Source organism: Novipirellula methanifontis, from assembly GCF_052161655.1.
Lineage (GTDB): Bacteria > Planctomycetota > Planctomycetia > Pirellulales > Pirellulaceae > Novipirellula.
Genome location: NZ_CP197418.1, coordinates 9,426,271 through 9,450,273 on the forward strand (window position 1 = coordinate 9,426,271; position 24,003 = coordinate 9,450,273).

A 24,003-nucleotide genomic window follows, 5' to 3' on the forward strand; every position below is an offset into this window, starting at 1 on the left:
CGTCGAGTCTATCGGAGACTTTGTCATCGGTTGTCTTTGTATGACAACACTTAATGGATCCCAAGAGCCATGAATTCCCAAAGCACCACGGCGTGTCCCGAACCAGAGCAAGCGAACGCAAAACGAGCAGACGTAGGAGACGTTGAGTTGAACAGGAACCAGCCCATGACTGCTGCGACTCAGCCAATCCTCGACGAGCCAACACGCTCGTTCGTTCAGCGTTGTCTGTCGGCTGGGCTTGTGGAAATCAACGACATCAAAAAGGTTGTCGTTTCGCTGCAAGCCGATGAACCCGCCATCACCGCAAAACGACTCGCCGAAGGCCTGATTGGCGCGGGATTACTGACGCACTGGCAAGCCAACAAGTTATTAGCGGGCAAGAGCAAAGGTTTCTATCTAGGCAGCTACCGGTTGCTGCGCCCGCTTGGAAAGGGCGGCATGGGAGTGGTTTATCTGGGCGAACATCACGTGATGAAGCGGCTGATGGCGCTGAAGATCATGCCGCCCGACTCGGTCGCTGACAAACGACGTGCGGATCGATTTCGCGAGGAAGCTCGCGCCTCGGCACAACTAGATCACCCCAACATCGTCCGCGCCTACGACTTTGCCCAAGCTGGTGGCAAACTTTATATCGTGATGGAATACATCGACGGTATCGATTTACAGCATGCCGTTCGGCGGGACGGGGTAATGTCGGTGCCGTTGGCTCTGGACGCGATCCGCCAAGCGACTTGCGGATTGGCCCACGCCCATGACCGCGGCATTATCCATCGCGACATCAAACCATCGAACTTGATGCTCCGCACCGATGGCGTGGTCAAAGTCAGCGATATGGGACTTGCGCGTGTGAGCTGGATGGGAATCGATGAACAATCCACCGGTAACCGTCTACTGGGCACCGCCGATTTCGTTGCCCCCGAACAAGCGATCAATAGCAAGAACGTCGATGCTCGCGCCGATATCTACTCGCTCGGCTGCACACTGTATTACTTGTTGACGGGGCAAGCTCCGTTTTCGGGCAATACGATAGCTCAGCGTTTGGCGAAACATCAAACCGCGACGCCACCGGACGTTCGCTTGATTCACCCAGATTGCCCGACCGCCGTCGCTAAATTGGTGATGCGAATGATGGCCAAACGGCCCGAAGACCGGCCAAAGTCGGCTGCCGAACTGCTGGTTCAATTCGAGCGTTTAAGCGGCATCTCCGGCAGCGTATCGGCGGCAGCAAAGAAATTGGGCCAGATCGCTCCGGCGGGCGAGACGGCAATGGATGAATCATTTTATCAAGCCACCATCGACGATTCGTCATTGTCCTCCGACGGTGCTGTGCCAATTGCGACTGAAGTCACCGAGATTGACTTCGACAGCCTGCCGCCCGTCGATCTTGGCATGACCAGCGGACCGCCCAAGCCGTCTGCGATCTCGACGACTAATGGGTCCGGTACTGCGAATGCCAAATTAAACGATACAAACACACGCTCCGGAGACGCAAAGCAGATGCTGCTGCTCGGCATCGGTCTCACCGTGGCCATTGCCGCGCTATTACTTGTCATGGGGATGACCGCCTACACCATCATGCGGCCCCAAGAGACACCGTCGCCCCGAATCAAAAGTCTGGAAGATGGAAAAGGCGGCCACGTCATTGTCGTTAATTAGAATTTGAAACGAGACGAAGTCATAACATTATGCCCCTTCTAGTACAAAAAGAGACATCGCCGTCGATGATTGCTCAATTGATTCTCGCAACGGGAAGTCATGCTGGCGTCACGGCCTCGATCCAACTCGGCTACTATATGATCGGACGACATGGTGAATGTCAGATTCGTCCCAAGAGTCGGTCGGTCAGCCGACGCCACTGCATCCTTCACCACACCGATAGGCAATTATTGGCGTTGGACCTCGACAGCAGCAGCGGCACCTACATCAACGGCGAAAAGATCATCGCAAACCGCTGGGTCGAACTGAAAAATGGCGATCAATTGCGATGTGGCAAAGTCGCGTTTCAGATCAGCATCGAAACGAGACCGCTTGAAAATCATGACTTGTCCGAAGAGGACGAGTTTGTTCCGGCCATTGCTGAAATCGTAGAGACTTCGCCGCCGCCTGAAACCGCATGGCCAGCTGAATCGATGTTACAAGGCGAAGCATGGCAAGAATTTGATGTCGCAGACATGCTCCACTCGGCCGACGACTCGGACCGCGAACAACGCTACAAGACAATCCGGGCGATCACCGAATTAAAGGCGGATGACTCATCGGAATTCGTCACATTGACCGATAACGACACGCTCACGGATGAACGTCCGACACTTCTCGAAACACAACAGCACGCGGCGGATGTGATCGCGCCCGAACGGGAATCGAGTGAGGCAAAGATATCGTCCCCCAAACCCCTGACTTCAAAGCTGCCGTCTCCGAAATTAGAGAAACCCAAAAAGTCCAAAGCGGATGCGACGACATCACGCGATCGAAAGTCAAAAAACCCGCGACAACCGATGCGGTTACCTTCGATCTCGTTACCCAGCGACTTCGAGTCATTAAAATTGGTCGGGGCGATCCTGATTTCGATCGCCGTAATCAGCTTCTTTTCCTATTCGATTTATCGGTTCCAAGTCGGTCCTCCCGCGAAAATCGTCAAAGGGATTGAATAGCAGCACGATCGTGCGACAATGCGACGTTACCGCTTGTGCGAGCGGACCGCGCTCTTTCCAAAGGAGCTACTTCGCGACAAAGTTCGATCGATGTCACTTTTACTGCTGGTGGATGGATACAACGTCATAGGGCCCGTTGCGGCACCGGGACGCGCCGGCTTCACGCGTGGCACGACTCATCAATCACGCTGGTTGGAAGCCGAACGCAATCGGCTGATCACTCGGCTCTGCGATCATCTGCCCGATTTCGTTCGCAATCGCACCTGCGTCGTGTTTGACGCCCGCTGTCCGCCGAGCAACGCAGTTAGCCAATACGAGGTTTCCGGAATCGACATTCGCTTTGCAGTCGACGAACCGGAAGCCGACGATTTGATCGAGCGGCTGATCAGCGAACACTCCGCACCCAAGCAATTAGCGGTCGTCTCATCGGATCATCGACTGCAAGACGCCGCGAAACGGCGAGGTGCGACGCCATTTGACGCCGATCCGTGGCTAGATGATCTACTCGAAAACCATCCCCGCTTGGCGATCGAGATTTCCGACGGGGCAGGGCAGGGCAGCAGGAACAACAACCGCAGCGGCAAACCCAAAGGCAAAGTGTCCAGCGAAGAAGTCGAGCACTGGATGCGCGAGTTCGGCTTCGACGAATAGTGCCACAATCATAATGAATCTCACTCAATTCCTATCCGATTCACTGCCGGGATACCGGTGCATGGCCCGACTGCCAAAGCAGTTGTTCGCAATCAATCCGTTTGATGGCGATTGTCTGCCAACTCGGGTGCGATTGTTTCATCCCGGATCGGGACGCCCTTCGTGGCCCTTTCCACACCGCTGGAATTTCCATGATCCGGTCCGGATCCTCGAAACCTATTTCCATGGTGCAGACGAGGAACAGGGACCAGGCCGACATAACCGCTACTTAGATGTTCCTGGGTTTGCCCCCGTCCTAGTGACGCGAGACCCAGGAATCATTCGGGCAATTGCCACTGATACCGGCGATCGCAAAGGACAATTCGACCGCGACACACTGCCTTCGGTCGGAATTGCGCGAGCGACGGGCAAGGACACCTTGCTGTTTGCGAATGGGGTAGAGTGGAAGCAGCAACGCAAGATTGCAGCTTGCCCGTTCGGCAAAACGACACTGTATCAACCCGAACAATTTAGTGAGTTCGCCGAGACGTTTCGTACCACTGTCCAGCAGCGGATCGAGGTGCTGCGGCAACACTTGGCCACCCACGGTCAAGAAACGGTAGACATCCACCTGGAACCCGAAGTCAAAGTGGTGATGTTGGAGATGCTGACCAATAATTTCTTTGGTGCCGAGATTTCTTACGACGAACTCAGTAACCGCTACGTGCCAGCGTTGGAACGAGTGATCGACCATATCGTGTCCGACACCGTCAAGAACAAGTTTGGCATTCCGTGGCGAAAGCTGCCGGGGTTTACGAAACGAATCGCCCAGGCCAAGCGAGACGATGCTGCGTTTGAAGAGTTGACGCAGTGCGTTCTAGCCCCACGATCCGAGAACAAGGCGTTGTGGAAACAGTTCAAATCCGATGCACCTGATGCGAAGCTGCTCAGCAACCTGAAGGTCTTTTTGGCCGGGGCACTCGAAGCGACCACGTCCTATGCAACCTGGGCGATCTCGCACCTCGCTCGCAACCCCGCGGCACAAGAGAAAGTGTTCCAAGAGGTCAAAGACATCGATGTCTACACGCCCGAAACGCTGGCCAGTGCCACATACCTACGCGACGTGTTAAATGAGACACTCCGGCTGACACCCTCGTTATACTTCTTGCCTCGCCGAGCTACGACTGACACTTGGGTGACCACCTCCGATGGGCGAAAGATGTTTATTCCAAGTGGAACGCACATCCTGTTAGATGTGTGGCACGCGAATCGGCACGAAGACCACTGGGGTGTCGCGGCCGCTGGATATCCCGCCTGCGAATTCGCCCCCCAGCGCTGGGAACATCTGGCCGCGGCCGGTCGAGCGACGAAGGACATCCTGCATTTTGGTTTTGGTCATGGCCCCAGAGTCTGTCCTGGAAAACATCTCGGCGAACTCGAAGTCGGCCTAGTCGTTGGTGCGTTCGTAAAAACGTTCGAATTCCAAGCTAAAAACCCAGCGAATCCGGCTCGCGCCGGCGTCTCCACCAAACCCGCCGACGGCACCTTGGTGCGGATGTCGCTACGCTAAATTCGCAAAGCAAAGCCGCGTTTATGTTAGCCGTTTGGGCACTAGCCCCGGTTGGATGGTGACGAGAAACCGCATACCATTACAAGCTCGAGCATTTAGCATCGAAACCTAAAGAACCTGGGCTCGTTTTTCACCGGCGCGGCGACCAGGGTTGCCGTAGCGGTGGTAGTCGTGCGAGATCGATTGCTCGTCAAGATAACGCAAACATTCCACGGAACCTTCCACAAGCACCGGCTCGCGAATCACGGTCACAAATGACTCTGCACACGCGTCGTCAATCTCTTTCGACTTCGTCGAACCGAGCAGTCGAAGCCGACCGACGTCGCCCGACGAAATTCGCTCTACCAACTCGGATTCCGACTCTTCGATCGGATTGACGAGACCAGGAAAAATGTCCGCAATCGACTCAAGCAAGTCTTGAATCGTATCTGACACCGCGGGATCAATCGACAATGTCACTTGCGTCTTGACCGCAATCGCCGCCGATAAAGAAATCCAAATATCCGAAATCGAATCATTCGCGTCAAATCGCAGGTTCATCGCCTGCGTCGGCCGGTACCGGCGAATATTGTCTTGCCCGATCAAACGGAAAGTGTCGTGTTCACTCGAAAATTCATTTTCGACCGCGACCCGTTGTGTGCCTGCCGCCGCTTGAATCCGAGCTGCGGCAACATCATCGACCACGGACTTGCCTGTAGCCCGCTTCAGCAACGAACTCATCCGGTCAAATTGATCAGCCGCAAGGGACTCGCCACGTTTCGATAAGTCACTCGACGCCGGCGCAACCTCTGTTGTTCCATCGGTCACTCGCATCAACGGCAACACGTAATGCGGGCCACCAGCTTTGACACCCGGTCCGTAGGCACTTAGACCGACGCCACCGAACGGTTGCCGCAACACGATTGCTCCGGTTGTGGGACGATTGATATACAGGTTGCCAGCGTGAACCGAATCTCGCCACAACGTGATCTCGCGGTCATCCAAGCTCTCCAATCCGCTGGTCAATCCATAGCCCGTCGAACGCACAATCTCAATCGCCTCTTCCAAGCGAGAGAACCGCATCACACCGAGCACCGGGCCGAACAGTTCGGTTAGATGCGTAAAACTTCCCGGTCGAATATTCCATTTGACTCCTGGTCGATACAGATTCGGGTTGTCGACTATGTGCTCGGGAAACACCAACCATGACTCGTCATCGTCAAGCGATTTCAAACCTTGATTCAATTCCGCTTGCGGCGGTTTGATCAGCGGCCCCATCTTCGTCGACAAATCCCAACTTGATCCCACCCGGATGCTCGAGACAGCATCGGCCAACATCTCGCGGAACGCTTTGTCGTCAAACACATCGTTTTCGAGCAGCAGTAGCGACGTCGCACTACATTTCTGGCCGCTATGTCCAAACGCAGACTGGACGACATGTTTTACCGCCAAGTCACGATCGGCCATCGAGGTAACGATCGTGGCGTTCTTGCCACCCGTTTCCGCTAGCAGATGCAGATCACTTCGCGCCGACAACATGCGTTTTGCAGTCGAGGTACCGCCCGTCAAAATCACCGTTTCGATTTGCGGATTTTTGACGAGTCCCGCTTCGGCAATGCGTCCCTCGCACGGCACGAATTGCAACACATCTCTGGGAACTCCGGCATCCCAGAACGCTTGACATAAATGCCAGGCCACCAGCACGGTTTCGGACGCCGGTTTTAGCAGCACACAATTTCCGGTCGCCAGCGCCGCGGCAATCCCGCCGCAGGGAATTGCCAAGGGGAAATTCCAGGGTGTGACCACCGCCACGTTGCCGCGTGGCTCGAGTTTGATTCTGGATTGCTGATGCCAATAATCGACCGTCAGCGGATAGAAGTCGCAAAAATCGATCGCTTCACTGACTTCAGGATCGGCCTCGAGTACCGTTTTTCCGCCATCAGCGACCATCGTCGCAATCAAATCGCCACGTCGCTCTCGCAGAATTTGCGCAACAGATCGCAGCAAGTCATGACGATGCTGGACGCTTGTTTTCCCCCATTCGGTCTGAGTCGCCGTGGCCGTTTCCACCGCTGCCTCGACGTCCGCTAACGTCGGCACCGAGTAGCGACAAACGACGACACCAGGACGTGACGGATCAGTCGACTCACGCATCTCGCCACTACCCGTGTCGAGGGTGTCGCAGCGATCTTTCCACTTGCTAAGCACCGATTCAATCCACTCGGCATTGTGTGGCAATGACCAATCGGTGTCAGGCTCGTTGACAAATTGGGTCCAGTCCGCAGCCACTGCTGGTTGTTCCGGCTGCACTCGTCGGTCTTGCGTACGACGTGGCGTGTGAGACACCGTATCGATCATGGCCAACGAGTTTTTGAATCCCTGGGCAAGCATCGTAAATTCTTCGCTATCGGGCTTTAGCCGATAAGTATGCCGCAAAAAGTTTTCCGGTCCCGTGTTCTCATCCAATCGCCGAATCAGATAGGCAATCGCATTGATAAAACTGTCTTGAAAACAGGCGGGTGCGTACAGCACCATTTTGTTGTCGCGTTCGGAGATCGCACGACGTTGATGGTTTGCCATTCCTTCGAGCATTTCGAACTGAATGTTCTCTGTCGCGTTACGATCAGCCGACCATAAAAGTGCCAGGGCAACATCGAACAAGTTGTGCGACGCAACACCAACACGGATTACTCCCTCGGCGGCTCCATCAATCAGCTTCCGCAGCATCGATTTGAAATTCGCGTCGGTTTCCACTTTGGATCGATATGGTGCTTGCGGCCAACCTTGGATCGATGCATCGACGCGTTCCATTTCCAAATTTGCGCCTTTGACCAAGCGGATCGTCAACGGTTGGCCACCTTGTGCGACCCGCTGACGCGACCACTCGATCAACCGCATCATCACGTCAAAGGAGTCCGGCACGTAGGCTTGCAGAGCGATTCCCGCTGAGACGTTAAGCATCGATTCGCGGTCGAGTGCGTTACACAGGATGTCCGCGGTCAAATACAGATCGCGATACTCTTCCATATCCAAGTAGACGAATTTGCTTTGTTTCGTCTCCGGGTCCGCCTTGCTCATCGCGATCCGGTAGAGTGCCTCGAGCCGATCGGCCACTTTGTCGATCGAGTGTCGCCGGGCGATCGGCGAGATCTGGCTGTACAGCGTTGAAATTTTGACCGACAAACATTTCAGCTCGCTCATCCGCAGCGCGTCATAACATTGGTCCACCCGCCGCCGAGCTTCCTGTTCACCCAGGATCGCCTCGCCGAGCAGGTTGACGTTCATGTGCATGCCATGCGTTTGGCGATTGCGAAGATGCGCCCCCAGCAGCTTCGGTTCCGCTGGCAGAATCACATTCGCGGTCTCACGCCGCATTTTTTCTTTGACCAACGGCACCGCAACACCGGGCAAATACTCGCCGAACGACTGGAACCCCTTCAGCATCGCTTGTTCGACAGGGCTGAAAAAACGTGGGATCCCCTGAACGTCCAATAGATGAGTCAATTGGTCCGCCACCCGAGCGGGCGAGTGGGTGCGAAAGGCCTGGTCGGTCATTTCGATGAGCGTCGCCTTGTCTTCGGCATGCCCGATCATGCGATCGAGTTCGGCTTGCTGACGCCGCTCCTGAGGCGTTTGCAGTTTGCGCGCCTCTTCCAACAATTCTGCGGCGAGCGAGATGGCCCGTTCCCCATCCATGGTTAATTCCTGCCCCGTAACCTGAACCATTGGCGTGCATCCTGAGTGAGTTTGGATCGCTAAATCACATCGATTTACCTAGTAAACTTAGCGAGTCATTGCGATTTTATGGAAATCCGCCCGCGAAAAGTGGGCATTAGCCCGATCAGGCCTGCAACCCTCGTGCCCGAAGGACCGAGGTGTTTCCTTTCCTGCGGCTCCGGTAAGTCGAGCCTACGGGCTTCGAATCGGCAATACACGCTGCAAATTTGCCAACCGAGAGCATCCTCACGACTACCCCTCGCAACCATTCCCCCCACAGATGCGGCAAAGCGTGCCAGATGAATCCTCTTAGGCAACCTTCCGTACTTAATCCGCTAAGCATAGAATTCGCTTCTACGCTCCCTATATCCCGTTTGGCTGAGATTTCATTTCCTCAGAGCCAAACAAACCACGTGATGGAAATTCGCTAACGATGAGTGCTACCGCGACTGCTCAGCGCGTCTTCAACTTTTCCGCTGGACCTGCTGCGATGCCCCTTTCGGTACTCCAGCAATTGCAAGAGGAAATGCTGTGCCTACCCGGCGCAGGTTGCTCGTTGATGGAAATGAGCCACCGAGACCAAGCGTTTATCGATATTTTGCACGATGCTGAGAACAGCATCCGGTCGCTACTGAACATCAGCGACGATTACGCGGTGCTGTTCCTACAAGGGGGGGCGGCTCTTCAATTTTCGATGATTCCCGCCAATCTGATCCGTGGCACCGAAAAAACCGCTCAATACCTCGTCACCGGTGCCTGGGGCAAAAAAGCGGTCGGCGAAGCCAAAAAGGAAGGCAACGTCGAAGTCATCTACGATGCCAAAGAATCGAATTACAACCATGTCCCCAAAGCCGCCGATTACAAAGTCCGCGATGATGCTGCGTATTTGTACTACTGCAGCAACGAAACCATCCAAGGCGTTCAATTCCAAGCCGAACCTGAGTGCCCCGCCGGCGTGCCGTTGATCTGTGACGCGTCGAGCGATTTCCTGTCGCGTCCTTTGGACATCAACAAGTACGGCATGCTATACGCCTGTGCTCAAAAGAACGCCGGCCCTGCGGGAGTGACGGTCGCCATTATCCGTCGTGATTTGGTCGACAGCGCCCAAACCGAACTGCCGGGTTACTTGAACTACAAGAACCACGCCGAAGCCGATTCCGAATGGAACACTCCACCTACGTTTGCCATTTACGCATTGGGCAAGGTCGCACGCTGGTTGACCAACGACATCGGTGGCCTCGATGCGATGGCAAAACTGAATGAGCAAAAATCGCAACTGCTCTACGATGTGGTCGATTCGCACAGCGAATTCTACCAAGGTCACGCGGTCGATTGCTGTCGATCGAAGATGAACGTCACTTTCAATTTGCCAAGCGATGAACTGCTGAAAAAATTCGTCAGCGAAGCTCAAACCCATGACTTAGCCAGCTTGAAGGGTCACCGCAGCGTCGGTGGTATTCGAGCGAGTGTTTACAACGCAATGCCCCTCGAAGGCGCCGAAACACTGGCCAAATTCATGGTCGACTTCGCCAAAAAGAACGGCTAGTCTCGCAACCAGAACCGCTCCCAACGTTCCCCACTTTTTCGCTCCCTTTCTCCCAACAACTCCTGCTATGCATCGCATTCTCGTCCTCGACAACATTGCTCAAGAAGGCCTCGACATTCTCGACGCTTCCCCGAACGTCGAATATGAAGTCCGTACCGGGCTTTCGGGTGAAGATTTACGAACAGCATTAAACGAGTTTGACGGAGCGATTCTTCGCAGCGGAGTTAAGATCACTCCCGAATCGCTCGAGGGCAACACCCGGATGCGTGCGTTGGTACGAGCCGGTGTGGGAACGGACAATATCGACAAGCCTGCGGCGACGCGCCGCGGCATCGTTGTGATGAACACTCCGGCCGGCAACACCGTCAGCACCGCAGAACACGCCTTTGCATTGCTGCTGGCACTGAGCCGCAACATTCCTGCGGCCAACCAGGGTCTCGTCGAAGGACGCTGGGACCGCAAGAAGTACATGGGCACCCAGGTTGCCGGCAAAACGCTGGGGATCGTGGGCATGGGCCGCATCGGACGCGAAGTCGCCTCGCGAGCCATCGCGTTCGATATGAAAGTCATCGCGTTTGATCCGTTCTTGACCGACGAACAAGCTTCGGCGATCGGCGTCAAACGCGTTGCTACGGTCGACGAGATGCTGCCGCAGATCGACTACCTGACCGTACACACTCCGCTGACCCCTGAAACCAAGGGCCTGATCAGCCACGCTCAGCTCGACAAAGTCAAACCAGGCTTGCGAGTGATCAACGCGGCTCGTGGCGGCATCTACGACATCGACGCCTTGGTCGAAGGACTCAAGAGCGGTCGCTTGGGCGGCGTAGCATTGGACGTGTTCGAGAACGAACCGTGCACCGACAGCCCGCTGTTCGGCATGCCCAACGTTGTCTGCACACCGCACCTCGGGGCGAGCACCGAAGAGGCTCAAACCCAAGTCGCCGTCGAAGGCATCCACTTGCTGATCAATTACCTGCAAACCGGCGAAATCCGACACAGCGTCAACGTTGCGTCGCTTGATCCGAAGACGCTCGAAGAGCTGCGTGGTTTCTTGAACGTTGCTCATCGGCTTGGTCTGCTGGCGTGCCAATGGCACGGCGGTGGAATCGATCACGTTGCGATCAACTATCGTGGCGAAGTTGCCGGCAAAGACACTCGTGTGGTCAACAACGCATTTTGTGCTGGCCTACTCGAGAGAATTGTCGATGACGCCAACATCGTCAATTCCGAAATGTTGCTTCGCGAACGAGGAATTGAACTCTCCGAAGAAAAGCATCGCGACAAAGGTGCGTTCTCATCGAGTATCACCGTTAAAGTTTCAGGCGGCGGACGTAGTATCATCGTCGGCGGAGCCGTGCTTGGCCAAAACATGCCGCGTTTGATCATGCTGGACGAGTATCGTTTGGAATCGTTCCTCGATGGCAAATTGCTGATTTTTGCTCACAAAGACGTTCCGGGAATCATTGGTCGCGTTGGCACCGTGTTCGGAACTCACGGAATCAATATCGCTCAGATGGCGGTGGGCCGCGGAGGCGACGCTCCAGGCGGTTCAGCGATCGGCGTTCTGAATATCGATGGCGACGTTCCTGCGGATGCATTGGCCGAAGTCGAAGGCATCGACGCGGTCACGCAAGTCAAGATCATCGACCTGCCCAAAGCAGGCGAACTGCCAAGCTGGTTGTCGTAAACCTAGTTGCCTAAACCACGTCTTGTCGATGTAACGACAGGCCTTTCCCCCACGCGTAATGCAATCGCAAAACGCGTGGGCATGCAAGCGGTTTGCCTACGACTGCAAACCATGGAAACTTGATGACTTCGCACTCACGCCACATCGGGCTCGTCGGCGCCACCGGAATCGGGGTTGGCGCGATCGTGGGCGGAGGCATCTTGGCACTCGCGGGGACTGCGTTTGCAACGACGGGCCCCGCTGCGATGCTGGCGTTTGCTCTGAACGGTGTGATTGCACTGCTGACCGCACTCAGTCTTGCGGAAATGGCCTCGAAATTCCCCGAGTCCGGCGGCACCTACACGTTTGCCAAAAAGGCGTTGTCCGTCGAAGCCGCCTTTGCCGTCGGCTGGGTCGTATGGTTTGCTTCGATCGTGGCCTCGGTGCTGTATGCGATCGGCTTCGCCCACTTTGCCATCATCATGGTCAGCGATCTTTGGCAAGCGTACAACGGCGTCAGCGCTCCGGGTTGGCTGCACGCCGGGTGGTTTAAAACTGCTGCGGCTATTGCGACCACTCTATTATTGGCATTCAGTTTGACGCGGAAATCCTCGGGCGGAGGCAATTGGGTCAATATTGCCAAAGTGGCGGTGTTCGCGATGTTAATCCTCTCGGGCCTCGTTGTGGTGGCGCGTCAGGGCACGATCCAAACGACGACGTCCCTGACCCCGTTTTTCACCGCAGGCTTTGTTGGACTCGTGCAGGCGATGGGCTACACCTTCATTGCACTGCAAGGATTTGATTTGATCGCGGCCGTGGGTGGCGAAGTCCGCCAACCGGCAAAGACGATCCCGCGAGCGATGGTGTTGTCACTGTTGATTGCGTTAGCGATTTATTTACCGCTGCTGTTTGTGATCACCACCGCAGGAACGCCACCAGGCCAAACGATCAGCGAACTTGCCAGCGCGAATCCCGAAGGCATCGTCGCGAACGCCGCAGAAGCCTACCTCGGTCCGACCGGCTACTGGTGCGTGATTGTGGCAGCGGTGCTATCGATGTTTTCGGCGCTACAAGCGAATCTGTTCGCGGCATCACGTATCGCTCAAGCGATGGCATCCGATCGTGCGTTGCCACCGATCATGAGCGTCATCAGTGCAAATCGCGGCACCCCGGTCATGGCCATTGTGGTCACCGCGGCGCTCGTCTCGGTCATCGCTTTGGTGCTTCCGGATGTGGGGGCCGCCGGTGCTGCATCGAGCTTGATCTTTCTGATCACTTTTGCCATTTCGCATCTGTTGACGTTTCTAATCCGGCGGCGAAGTCGACGCCATCCGCCACCGTTTCGCACCCTCTGGTTTCCCATGATCCCGGTCGTCGGCGGTTTCGCTTGCATGGGGCTGGCAGTGTTTCAGGGAATCGTGGTTCCCGCGGCTGGTCTGATCACGGTCAGCTGGCTCGCGATTGGCGGAGTCCTGTTCCTAGGATTGTTCGCACAGCGCGCCCGCGTGATGGATGTCTCTAGCATCGCGATTGACCCTGAACTTTCCACCCTTCGCGGCCGGACGCCGCTAGTTCTCGTCCCGATCGCGAACCCGAACAACGCCGAAGCAATGATCTCGCTAGCCGATGCGTTGGTGCCCGCCGAGATCGGCCGCGTGTTGACGCAAACCATCGTCGTGCCGCCCGCCGATTGGGACTCGAGCACGGACCACTCGCCGATCCAGCGGTCGCAAGAAGTGATGCACGAATTGCTGCGAGCCTCGAACGAATCGGGTATTCGCGTCGAAGCACTGACCACGATCGCCGCCGAACCGATGGCAGAGATCGATCGCGTGGCGAGGCTACATCGCTGTGATTCGGTACTGCTGGGGTTGAGCAAGATCAGTGAAGATGGCCAAGCCGCTCATCTCGAATCGCTGTTGGGGCAATTGGATGCGAACGTCGTCATTCTAAGATCACGCGAGAACTGGCACTTCAAAGATGCACGCCGAGTGCTTGTGCCAATTGCGGGTCGCGGAGGCCACGAACATTTGCTGGCGATGTTATTGGGCAGCATGAAGCGATCCGCTCCACGCGACATCACCTTTCTACGTGTGATGCCTACCGACACTGAAGACGATTCAATCCGACGCGCCAATCGAGACCTGCGTCACTTGGCTCATGATCTTTGCTCGCAATCCAACGCCAAGGTGGTGATGAGCAACAAACCGCTGGAAACCATTGCGGAACAAGCCAACGATGCCGACGTCTTGATCCTGGGCGTGCAGCGAGTAGGCCGACGGGAAAAACTATTTGGCAGTTTCATTTGTGAACTGGCCAACCGAACCGATTGCCCAATTATCCTGATCAGCAGCCGTGGATAGTCGTTGATCGCTCCGCGATCTTGACGTGTGATCGCAGAGCGATCAACGACAATGGGAGCCATTGTTTCCGAGGCTTTGCACAGCAGTTATGCTAGAAAGCTTTCCCGCCCCTGGAACTAGGATTCCCCCGATGAGTTTTCGCACACTGCTTTTGTTGCTGCTTCCTTGTTGTGTCGCCACCCCCGTGTTGGCCGAACAACCTCACGTCGTGATGCTGATCGCCGAACGAGAATACGACACGGACCAGACGCTACCGAAGTTTGCGGAACAACACCTAAAGGATGGTTTCCGCACGACGTTTGTGTACGCCACCGAGGACGACAAAAATACACTGGCGGGAATCGAGGCGGTCAGGGACGCCGATGTGCTATTGATCAGTGTTCGCCGCCGGGCTCTGCCCAAATCTCAGCTGGATCTAATCCGCAACTATGTCGCCAGCGGCAAGCCAGTGATTGGCATCCGCACCGCGAATCACGCGTTCTTGCTGCGGAACGAAGAATCGCCTGCCGGGCATGACCAATGGCTCAACTGGGACGCCGAAGTCTTTGGCGGCAGTTACACCAACCACTATGGAAATGACCTCAAGGCAAAGGTCACTTTTCGCAGCGACGATGCGATCCCCAAATCACTTCTCGATGGCATCGGCACCCAACCGTTTATCGCTGGCGGATCGCTTTACAAAGTCGCTCCACTCGCCGAGGGCGCCGTCGCGTTGATGGACGGCAAAGTGGAAGGGCAGGGGAGCGAGCCGGTTGCATGGACCTTCACGCGAGCCGACGGTGGCAAATCGTTTTACACCTCGCTGGGCCAACGCGACGACTTTACCGGCGACGTGCTTCCCGCGTTGCTTGTAAACGCAATCAAATGGTCACTTGAGAAATAGACTTGGTACTCAGCATTCGACACCAAGTGGGTTGTTTTTATGGCGGCGTGGCGCAAGCGGGCTGCCGGTTTAGTGAGCCGTGACGCATGAGCGGCCGGGTGCCACTCATTACCCGGTGCCTTACGGCCCACGGCTCACCACTGGGATTGACTTTTCGATTAAAACGACAGCCCGCAAGCGGCCCGGTTTAATTCGAACGTCGTACTCACCGCAACCAGACGGCTCGCGCTGTGCCGCTACCAAAGTAGATGGCACTGGCAATTACTAGCTGATCCCACTGCGACGCGTAAACGAAAACAGGGCAGGGGACAATCCGTGATTGTCTCTCTGCCCTGTTGATTTTGATGCCGATGCATTTTGGCAGTGGACGCCGTCAATGATCTACAACTGTGCAGCCGCGTCTTTGACCGCGCTGCCTACCTCGATCACGTCAAGCTTGTTATCACCTGCAGAGATCTCGACTTCGATCGGCGTGGTGGTCACGGCCCGGTATTTGGCACTGACCAAATCGAACATTTTTACTTCGTTCGAAACGCCGGGATCATTGCCACTGGCATCCCCTTCGGTTTGGGTTTTGTTCACCGTCACTTTGAACTTGCCCGCGGGAACGCCAGGGTACTTGCCGTGCGTCATCACCACAGCTTCACCATTCTCATTGGTGCTGCCTCCGGAAACCCATTTACTGAGCGCCGGATCCGCTGCGACCAACTGCACGCTCGCACCGACCAATGGTGCACCACCCTGATGAACGGTGACGGTCGCCGGATGAAGGACGGGAAGCCCTTCAGGGGTCTCTTCGCCCGCACAACCAACCAAAACCGACAACGCGGTTCCCAAGAACGTAAACCGACATAGATTCAAAAACATAAAATCCTCAAAGGCAAAATGGATGAAATCTGCAGCAGGAAATGCTGAACAAATTTGACTGAACTAGTTTGTAAACACAGCAGTTTCTTTACCTGCCGGTGATCCCATCGCACCCCAAACGCCATAGGGACTTTCCCCACTGGTGACCTGGCGAGCGTTGAGGTTGCCCGAATCTATCGAGTCCGTGATAAAGCGAACGGAACCATCAAACATCAATGTCTGCACACCGCCTTGGTGATCGCTCGATGGCGAATAGGTTCCCCAACTATCGTTGGTACCACCGTAAGCACAGGAATAGGAGTTCGGGGGCAAGGTTGTCGTGAAGCGATTGTTGACCGTTCGCCCATCACCCAAGATCAAACCACGCCAGCAGTCGGCACCGGTTTGATATTGGCGAGGATTGTTCGGATCCAGTGGTGCGGTCAAACAAGGCCCGGGAAGCGCCGAAGTCCCGTCATACATTCCATTGAATCGTGCAACATCGCCTTTGACAAACGCTTGATCTCGTGGTGTTGCGGCAACCTCGCTCATAGCAATCGTGTTGCTGGTACCGTCAAGCAAATCGCGAAAACGACGAATCGAATTTCTCTCGCCATTGAGCCGAGGGATAAACGGTGCTCGCGAATCAATCCGAGCATATGTACTTCCTTCTTGCGAGTCATTGCGCGCGTTGTGCCACATTGCGTCGCCGGTACTAAACACGTAATGGCACTTCGAGACGCCATTGATTGCAGTTCCATCGGCGTTTTGTGCCGAGGGACAGAGAAACGCCGCCTGTGGACCAGCCTCTTGTAACGCCACACTTTGCCAAGGCCCCGACCCCGGCGTCGCTACCTTGGCGTCTTCGACAAACGCTTCGTAAAGCGCATCCATTTCCATGTAAGGCATCAGGAACATCGCCGCACTGACCGTCCGACTGGCACGTGTGTATCCATGGAAATCAACTGCACCGGCAGGAAATTGGGTGTTCGAAGAGTGGTAATTTTGAATTGCCAACCCCAGTTGTTTCATGTTATTGGAACACTGCATCCGCCGAGCTGCTTCGCGTGCGGCTTGAACTGCGGGCAACAGAAGCCCGACCAATACGCCGATAATCGCGATAACCACTAACAATTCCACCAAAGTAAAACCGACATTCTTCCGCTTCACATCACGATTCATCTGTCTACCCTCATATGAGAATCAAAAAAACATGGGTTGATGATTTAGCTCATGCAAAACCACTTTCAAAAAAACACAAACACTTACCGCCAAGCCGAAGTCCAACATGAAAGATTAATCAACATCAAACACATGTCGAACATCGTCACTTTTGGCGGGCAAATATTTGCGTGAAGATGCAAAAGTAGCAGGATCGCAATCACTTGTGTGCTGCAATTCGCAAAAAAACGGAATCACGAAGCCGAAGTGATACTTAGTTAACAGGAACCGATACTCTATACACAACGCATGTCAAATACGGCCCAGCGAATTGGAAAAAACTTCATCCGAACAACGTTAACTGGCGGTGACAAACGCAATCCGCCCGAAGTTACACATTACACCTGCGTCCCTTTTCCAGCCTGATCAAGAACGTCTACAACGAATAATTCGACTGCTAAGCAAATAGAGTGACGAAAATGTCATCCCGCCAGACAGATCAAGAAACCGCATCCGCAAGACGGCTCACAAATCCAAATCCATAGACTTTCTTACACACGATTTGACCTTGCCTGATCTACAACTCAGCGGCAGCATCTTTCACTGCCGCGCCGACGTCGATCACGTCCAACTTATTTTCACCGGCTGCAATCTCAACTTCGATCGGAGTAGTGGTGAGGTTACGATATTTCGCATCGACCAAATCGTACATCTTCACAGGACTTGAAACTCCGGGATCGTTGCCTGCGACTTGCCCATCGGTCAGTGTCTTGTTGACGGTAACTTTGAACTTGCCCGCCGGCGCACCTTCAAAATTACCATGCGTCATCACCACGACTTCGCCCTTGTCATTGGTACTACCACCGGAGACCCATTTGCCGAGCACTGGATCCGTAGAAACCAACTGCACACTCGCCCCCACTAAGGGCGAACCGGACTGATGGATAGTCAACGTTGTGGGGTACAAATCCGGGAGACCATCGGGAGCCGATTCTCCGGAACATCCACACGCAACCACAAACAACAAGGCTGCCACTGCAGCGGTTCGATTGACAAGCATGACCCTCAGATTCCTTCACAAAGAAAAGACACTTATGGAAAAGTCGAAACGTAGATCTAGTTTAGCAAATGAACACTCCCTCTACCGCGACCAAGGCAAATGCGTCCAGTTGCCTTGATGCGGAATGAGATGTCAGGCAACCGAATTAGTTTGAATACGTTTCCGTTTCACTTCCTGAGGGACTTCCCATTGCTCCCCAAACGCCATACGGACTTCTGCCGCTTGTGACTTGACGGGCATTAAGGTTTCCAGAATCAATCGAATCGGTGATGAAGCGAACGGCACCGTCGAACATCAACGTCTGCACACCACCTTGGTGTTCACTCGAGGGCGAGTAGGTACCCCAGCTATCGTTGCCACCGCCATAGGCACACGAGTAAGAGTTCGGTGGCAAGGTGGTGGTGAAGCGGTTGTTGATCGTTCGTCCATCGCCAAGGATCAATCCACGCCAGCAATCAGCGCCGGTTTGATACAGACGAGGATTATTCGCGTCCAACGGAGCGGTCAGACACGGTCCAGGCACCGCAGTGGTGCCGTCATACATTCCATTGAAACTAGCCACGTCGCCTTTGACGAAGGCCACGTCGCGCGGCGTTCCGGCAACTTCACTCATAGCAATCGTGTTGCTGGTGCCATCGAGCAAATCTCGAAAACGTCGTTTCGAATTTCGCTCGCCGTCGATCTGTGGAATGAACATGCTGCGTGAGTCGATGCGAGCATTCGAGCTCGATTCCTGCGAATCGTTACGGGCATTGTGCCACATCGCATCGCCGGTGCTGAACACGTAGTGGCACTTCGACACTCCGTTCACTTCGGTGCCATCAGCGCTGACAGCTGACGGACAAAGGAATGATGACTGAGGTCCCGCCGCTTGCATCGCGGGGCTCTCCCAAACACCGGACTCGGGAACGGCAACCTTCGCGTCTTCCACGAATGCTTCGTAAAGCGAATCCATTTCCATGAAAGGCATGATAAACATGGAAGCACTGACCGAACGACTGGCTCCGTACGAATAGCCGTGAAAGTCAACCGCACCGGCGGGAAACCGATCGTAGGTGGAATGGTAATTCTGTAGCGCCAGACCAAGTTGCTTCATGTGGTTGGAACACTGCATCCGACGTGCAGCTTCGCGAGCCGCTTGAACAGCGGGGAGTAGAAGACCCACCAGCACACCAATAATGGCGATCACCACTAAAAGTTCGACGAGGGTAAATGCTTGGAACTTCGGCTTCGTGTTACGTTTCATCGATTCCATCTTTATAGAAATTGACCACAAACGCTGATGAACCGCCTTTCAACCAGCAAGATTGCTCAGCAATGTACACGGATCCGAATGGGCGTCAAAATTTTCAACATTTTGAATCTATAGACCAAGGGACTTCTATTCGCCGTTGCAAAGGGTTTGCGGGAAAGGCAAAATCAGGTGGGTAGCGTTCTGTCCCTTAAGTCCGTGGTTGCAGTAATTAAACACGCCATGAAATTCCCCAATTTTTTTGGTGAATTTGGATCGTCGATATCACCTCGATCCGCAAGCTGAATCACCCGCCAGACAATGCGACAAACCGCCGCCTTCAAATGGGGCCAAGCTGACACCTAATCGCCAGAGCCCGATTACTGGGTTCACAGGCAGAACACACAGAGTGGGAAGGTCGCGGCCGCCGCGGGGCAGGGCACTCTTTATCCGACACATTTCACAACGAATGTTTTCCGATTCTTTCCCGATAGGGATTAAAGACATTAGCCGTAGGTAAGCGAATCGCCACCTACGGAATCGAGAGTGCAAAATCGATTTCGACCCTGGAGGGGTCGCAGCCCGGTTGTCTGTGACCCTTTCAGGGTCAATTCCGAGGTTGGTTTAGGCTTTCCGGTGGTGTTCGCTACGCTCAAACCACCGGCTAATTGCTGAAATCCCTATCGGGATGGGGTTAAAAAAAGATGTGTAGGATTAAAGCGAGGTAGGGCAGGGGGCTTTGCAAGATTAGACCGAGCGACGGGCACTGGACTCCTATTGACCTGCTTAACATTCGGATGACTTCCACAACGAAATAAAAACAACGTCTCCGCAATGCTCCGTTCTTCTCTGGACCTGATTGTCACTTTTTTTGTACTTTCGCTAAAGAGAAGCGAATGGGTCGCTTCCTTTCTTTTGACAAGGGTTCGTTCGTGCTGTCAGTTCTACTTCGTTATCGCGATTTAGTGTTGCCAGTCGGCATCATCGGCTGCTTGGTCGTGATCCTCGTCCCGCTGCCAGCGATCCTGATGGATCTCTTGCTAGCACTAAATATTACTGTTGGCGTAATCATTTTGCTGACGACGATTTACGTCGCAACGCCACTTGAATTCAGTATTTTCCCCTCATTGCTGTTGGCCACCACGCTTGCACGTTTGGTGTTAAACGTCGCGACGACGCGGCTGATTTTGACCGGGGCGGACACGCTAAAGATGGAAGCGGCAGGGGGTGTGATCCAAAACTTTGGCGAATTTGTCGCTGGGGATCGCATCGAAGTCGGCATCATTATCTTTTTGATCATCGTATTGATTCAGTTCATTGTGATCACCAAAGGCTCAACCCGTATTAGTGAAGTTGCGGCCCGTTTCGCCTTGGATGGGATGCCTGGCCGCCAAATGGCGATTGATGCCGACTTAAACGCGGGCTTGATCGATGAAAAAGAAGCCCAGCGGCGTCGTGAAGAAGTGAGCTCGCAAGCGGATTTCTATGGGGCGATGGATGGTGCGAGTAAGTTCGTGCGTGGTGACGCGATTGCTGGCATTGTGATTACGGTCGTCAATGTGATTGGCGGACTGTATATCGGGGTGATGCACGCTGGCATGACGATCAGCGAAGCGGGCGCGTTGTTTACCAAATTGACGATCGGTGACGGGTTGGTCAGCCAAGTCCCCGCACTTTTGATTTCGCTTGCCGCTGGTTTGCTGGTCACACGGAGCACGCAGAAAGTCAACTTGCCGGTTCAATTCCTGCAACAACTCTTTGGCAACGCCAAGGCATTGACGGTGGCCGGCAGCTTTTTGCTGCTGTTGATTGTCACCAGTTTGCCCACGATCCCGATGGCAACGCTTGGTGCTGGCTGTATCGGGTTAGCGATTGTGATGAATCGCAACAGCAATCGCGAGATTGATGAGAAACAAGTTCGTGACAACGCCGAGAAAGCGGCTGCTGCGGCTCCTCCCGAAAAACGAGTCGAGGATTTTTTAACGATCGACCCGATGGAAATGACGATCGGGCTTGGCTTGCTCAGCTTGGCCGACCCGGGACGCGGCGGCGACTTGATGCAGCGAATCACGGGCGTTCGCAACTCGATTGCCTCGGACATCGGCATCGTGCTGCCGAAAGTGCGTGTGCGCGACGAGATGAGTTTAGAGCAAAGCGAATACGAGATCCGCATTGCTGGCAACACGATCGCCCGTGCGACCGTCCGCCCCGATAAACTACTGGCGATCGACAGCGGTCAAACCACGGGCACGATCGAAGGTGAACCGACACGTGACCCGACGTTTGGCGAACCTGCGGTTTGGATCGATCCGATGCGTCGCGAACAGGCAGCGATTTATGGTTACACGACCGTAGAACCAGGTGCAGTGCTAGCAACTCACTTGCAAGAGGTCGCCCGCCGTCATGCCGACGAATTGCTGTCGCGTGACGCCACAAAGCATCTGATCGATGAATTAAAAGAAGTTGCACCAGCGGTGGTCGACGAATTGATCCCTGGTGCGATGAAGATCAGCGAAGTCCAGCAAGTGCTGCACTTGTTGCTGCGTGAAGACGTTCCGATTCGTCAATTGAGCATCATTCTGGAAACGCTTGGCGATTTTGCATCTCGCACCAAAGATCCCGTGTTGTTATGTGAATACGTCCGTCATCGATTGGCACGCACGATCAGCACGCGGTACCGCGACGAGCACAATCAATTACATGTATTGGCGCTTGATCCTGCGATGGAAGACCGCATTGCGGCGGGGATCGAACATTCCGAACGAGGACTTTTTGTGAGAATGAGTCCTCAAGCGGTAGACCTCACTTGCGAAAGAATCCAAGAAGCCGTTAAGAAATTGATAACCGCTGGCTATCCGCCGATTTTATTGGTCAGTCCTCGCATTCGTCCGGGGCTTCGCCAAATCACATCGCCGTCGATGCCACGTTTAAGAATCCTGTCGTACAACGAAGTGACTCAGGATACGAAGATCGAATCCCATGGAGTTGTGAGTGACACCTAAACCGATTGAGCCAACGCCCCGAAACGAACGAACTCACCAAGTCAATTGAAAACGGTCACTGTCGACCCATTTCAGATCCCACGAAATACCACGCGATGTGATTCGCACTATGCATATTCGCACCTTCCGAGCCGCCAGTCTTCAAGATGCCCTTGAAGAAATTCGCCAGCAGATGGGCCCCGATGCTTCGGTGCTGCATACTCGCCAACTCCGCGATGGATGGATGGGATGGCTGGGCCGCACTTATGTCGAAGTGACCGCAGGATTGCGTGATGCAATCGATGCGAATGGATCCCCGTCGCTTGAAACGGATGATCTCGACGAAAACGCGGAAGATGGGGACGAATCCTCGTCACCGCGGCAAAGCATTTTTATGCACTCGGCGTCCATGATGGCAGGCCCTTTGCAAGCATACCGTGAACAACTGCTCGATTCCGGCGTGGCGGCGATCACCGCTGACCGTTGGTTGCGAGCAACGGAAAGCTTCGCTGCGGGACTGGGTGAATCTCACGGCCAACCATGGTTGGAACATCTAAAGCGATCGATCGCTCGCGAATTGCGACTGGGCGGACCAATCCGCACCCAACCTGGTTCAAAACATATTGTCGCGTTGGTCGGTCCGACCGGCGTGGGCAAAACGACCACGATCGCCAAGTTGGCCGCAGGATTCCGTATCCAAGAGCGGCGGCGAATCGGTTTGGTCACCATCGATACATTCCGGATCGCCGCGGTCCAGCAGCTAGAGGCTTACGCCGAAATCATGGACTTGCCGATGGAGGTGGTCGAGAAGCCCGCCGAGATGCAGCCCGCGATTGAACGTCTCGGTGATGTCGACTTGGTATTAATCGACACCGCGGGTCGCAGCCCGTCGAGTGACGCGAGGATTGACCAGCTCGTCGAACTTCTGCGAATGGCTCAGCCTGATGAAACGCATTTGGTGATGGCGGCCACAAGTTCGGTGTCGACGGTCCGTTCGGTGCTTCGAGGCTTTGCCCCGGCGCGACCGACTGCAGCGATTCTAACGAAGCTTGACGAAGCGACGAACACCGCAGGTGTATTGTCGGCGCTCTCCGCATCCGATTCGTTGCCAGGGATCCCCCTTAGCTACCTGACCAACGGACAACAGGTCCCCGACGACATCCAAGTAGCAAGCGCCGAGACATTGTTGTCGCGATTGCTGCCAACAACATTACAGAGCCAACATTTAGACGCAGCTTAGTTTTTTTAAAAAGTAGACTCAGGTTTGTCCTGGGTCAGTGCCGATACAGAGGGTGTAGCACACTGGACGTTTCAAAAGTGGCTTGAGCCAATTTTTAAATTATCTGGTTGCTCCCATTACAACACACGAAACCTGGTTCTCCAAAGGACACTAAGACCCGTGACACGAAGCTTCGCATTATGCCTTGGTGCACTTGCAATGGCTTTGGTTGTCATACGAGGTGCACTATTCGGCGAGTTTGCCGATCACGTCGCCAGCGAGGCGATTATGGCACTGGTGGTTTTTAGTGGGATCGGATGGGGAGCAGGGTGGATTACCGAGTATGTCGTTCGTGATTCAGTGGAAGCCAATTTTCGACACCGAGTCGATTGGTATCGCCAAGGAATCATTGACGCAGGACTCTCAGAAGACAACTCCGCCGAAGAATCTTGAACACGGATGTTCAGACATAGATACTTCGGTTGGGCGCCACGGCG

Annotated in this window: 16 protein-coding genes; 11 read left to right on the forward strand and 5 right to left on the reverse strand. The window is 54.7% G+C overall.

What is annotated here, in order from left to right:
- Positions 1-69 precede the first annotated feature (69 nt).
- The 4 genes from SH528x_RS33530 (at position 70) to SH528x_RS33545 (ending at position 4,851) form a co-directional block, all read left to right on the forward strand.
- Positions 70-1,656 (forward strand): serine/threonine-protein kinase, encoded by a 1,587-nt coding sequence (locus SH528x_RS33530; RefSeq protein ID WP_442507772.1) that lies wholly within the window; start codon positions 70-72, stop codon positions 1,654-1,656.
- A gap of 29 nt (positions 1,657-1,685) precedes the next feature.
- The gene (locus SH528x_RS33535; RefSeq protein WP_442507773.1) at positions 1,686-2,651 is read left to right on the forward strand and encodes an FHA domain-containing protein; all 966 of its coding nucleotides are present in this window, start codon (positions 1,686-1,688) and stop codon (positions 2,649-2,651) included.
- Between the two features lie 90 nt (positions 2,652-2,741).
- Positions 2,742-3,302, forward strand: coding sequence for an NYN domain-containing protein (locus SH528x_RS33540; protein WP_442507774.1), 561 nt, complete (start codon positions 2,742-2,744; stop codon positions 3,300-3,302).
- Between the two features lie 61 nt (positions 3,303-3,363).
- Positions 3,364-4,851, forward strand: a complete 1,488-nt coding sequence (locus SH528x_RS33545; protein WP_442507775.1) for a cytochrome P450 — start codon at positions 3,364-3,366, stop codon at positions 4,849-4,851.
- Positions 4,852-4,959: 108 nt separating this feature from the next.
- Here SH528x_RS33545 and SH528x_RS33550 read toward each other — a convergent pair whose 3' ends face one another.
- Positions 4,960-8,556, reverse strand: a complete 3,597-nt coding sequence (locus SH528x_RS33550; RefSeq protein ID WP_442507776.1) for a bifunctional proline dehydrogenase/L-glutamate gamma-semialdehyde dehydrogenase — start codon at positions 8,554-8,556, stop codon at positions 4,960-4,962.
- Between the two features lie 424 nt (positions 8,557-8,980).
- Here SH528x_RS33550 and serC point away from each other — a divergent pair, with 424 nt between their 5' ends.
- The 4 genes from serC (at position 8,981) to SH528x_RS33570 (ending at position 15,008) form a co-directional block, all read left to right on the forward strand.
- Positions 8,981-10,093 (forward strand): 3-phosphoserine/phosphohydroxythreonine transaminase, encoded by a 1,113-nt coding sequence (serC, locus tag SH528x_RS33555; RefSeq protein WP_442507777.1) that lies wholly within the window; start codon positions 8,981-8,983, stop codon positions 10,091-10,093.
- 67 nt (positions 10,094-10,160) lie between these two features.
- Positions 10,161-11,783, forward strand: coding sequence for a phosphoglycerate dehydrogenase (gene serA / locus SH528x_RS33560; RefSeq protein ID WP_442507778.1), 1,623 nt, complete (start codon positions 10,161-10,163; stop codon positions 11,781-11,783).
- Positions 11,784-11,905: 122 nt separating this feature from the next.
- Positions 11,906-14,125 (forward strand): amino acid permease, encoded by a 2,220-nt coding sequence (locus SH528x_RS33565; protein WP_442507779.1) that lies wholly within the window; start codon positions 11,906-11,908, stop codon positions 14,123-14,125.
- 130 nt (positions 14,126-14,255) lie between these two features.
- Positions 14,256-15,008, forward strand: a complete 753-nt coding sequence (locus tag SH528x_RS33570; RefSeq protein WP_442507780.1) for a ThuA domain-containing protein — start codon at positions 14,256-14,258, stop codon at positions 15,006-15,008.
- 381 nt (positions 15,009-15,389) lie between these two features.
- Here SH528x_RS33570 and SH528x_RS33575 read toward each other — a convergent pair whose 3' ends face one another.
- From SH528x_RS33575 to SH528x_RS33590, 4 genes are all read right to left on the reverse strand, one after another.
- Positions 15,390-15,875, reverse strand: a complete 486-nt coding sequence (locus SH528x_RS33575; RefSeq protein ID WP_442507781.1) for a carboxypeptidase regulatory-like domain-containing protein — start codon at positions 15,873-15,875, stop codon at positions 15,390-15,392.
- Between the two features lie 63 nt (positions 15,876-15,938).
- Positions 15,939-17,036 carry a DUF1559 family PulG-like putative transporter gene (locus SH528x_RS33580; RefSeq protein WP_442507782.1) on the reverse strand — a complete coding sequence of 366 codons (1,098 nt, stop codon included), beginning with the start codon at positions 17,034-17,036 and terminating at the stop codon, positions 15,939-15,941.
- A gap of 556 nt (positions 17,037-17,592) precedes the next feature.
- A complete protein-coding gene (locus SH528x_RS33585; RefSeq protein ID WP_442507783.1) occupies positions 17,593-18,075 on the reverse strand; it encodes a carboxypeptidase regulatory-like domain-containing protein in 483 nt (160 codons plus the stop codon).
- A 145-nt stretch (positions 18,076-18,220) separates the two neighbouring features.
- Positions 18,221-19,321, reverse strand: coding sequence for a DUF1559 family PulG-like putative transporter (locus tag SH528x_RS33590; protein ID WP_442507784.1), 1,101 nt, complete (start codon positions 19,319-19,321; stop codon positions 18,221-18,223).
- Between the two features lie 881 nt (positions 19,322-20,202).
- Between SH528x_RS33590 and flhA the strand changes: the two genes are divergently transcribed.
- The 3 genes from flhA (at position 20,203) to SH528x_RS33605 (ending at position 23,959) form a co-directional block, all read left to right on the forward strand.
- Positions 20,203-22,308: a flagellar biosynthesis protein FlhA gene (flhA, locus tag SH528x_RS33595; protein ID WP_442507785.1), complete on the forward strand. Its 2,106-nt coding sequence runs from the start codon at positions 20,203-20,205 to the stop codon at positions 22,306-22,308.
- A gap of 109 nt (positions 22,309-22,417) precedes the next feature.
- On the forward strand, positions 22,418-23,527 hold the full coding sequence (locus SH528x_RS33600; protein ID WP_442507786.1) for an AAA family ATPase: 1,110 nt from the start codon (positions 22,418-22,420) through the stop codon (positions 23,525-23,527).
- 198 nt (positions 23,528-23,725) lie between these two features.
- Positions 23,726-23,959 carry a hypothetical protein gene (locus tag SH528x_RS33605; protein WP_442507787.1) on the forward strand — a complete coding sequence of 78 codons (234 nt, stop codon included), beginning with the start codon at positions 23,726-23,728 and terminating at the stop codon, positions 23,957-23,959.
- Positions 23,960-24,003 lie beyond the last annotated feature (44 nt).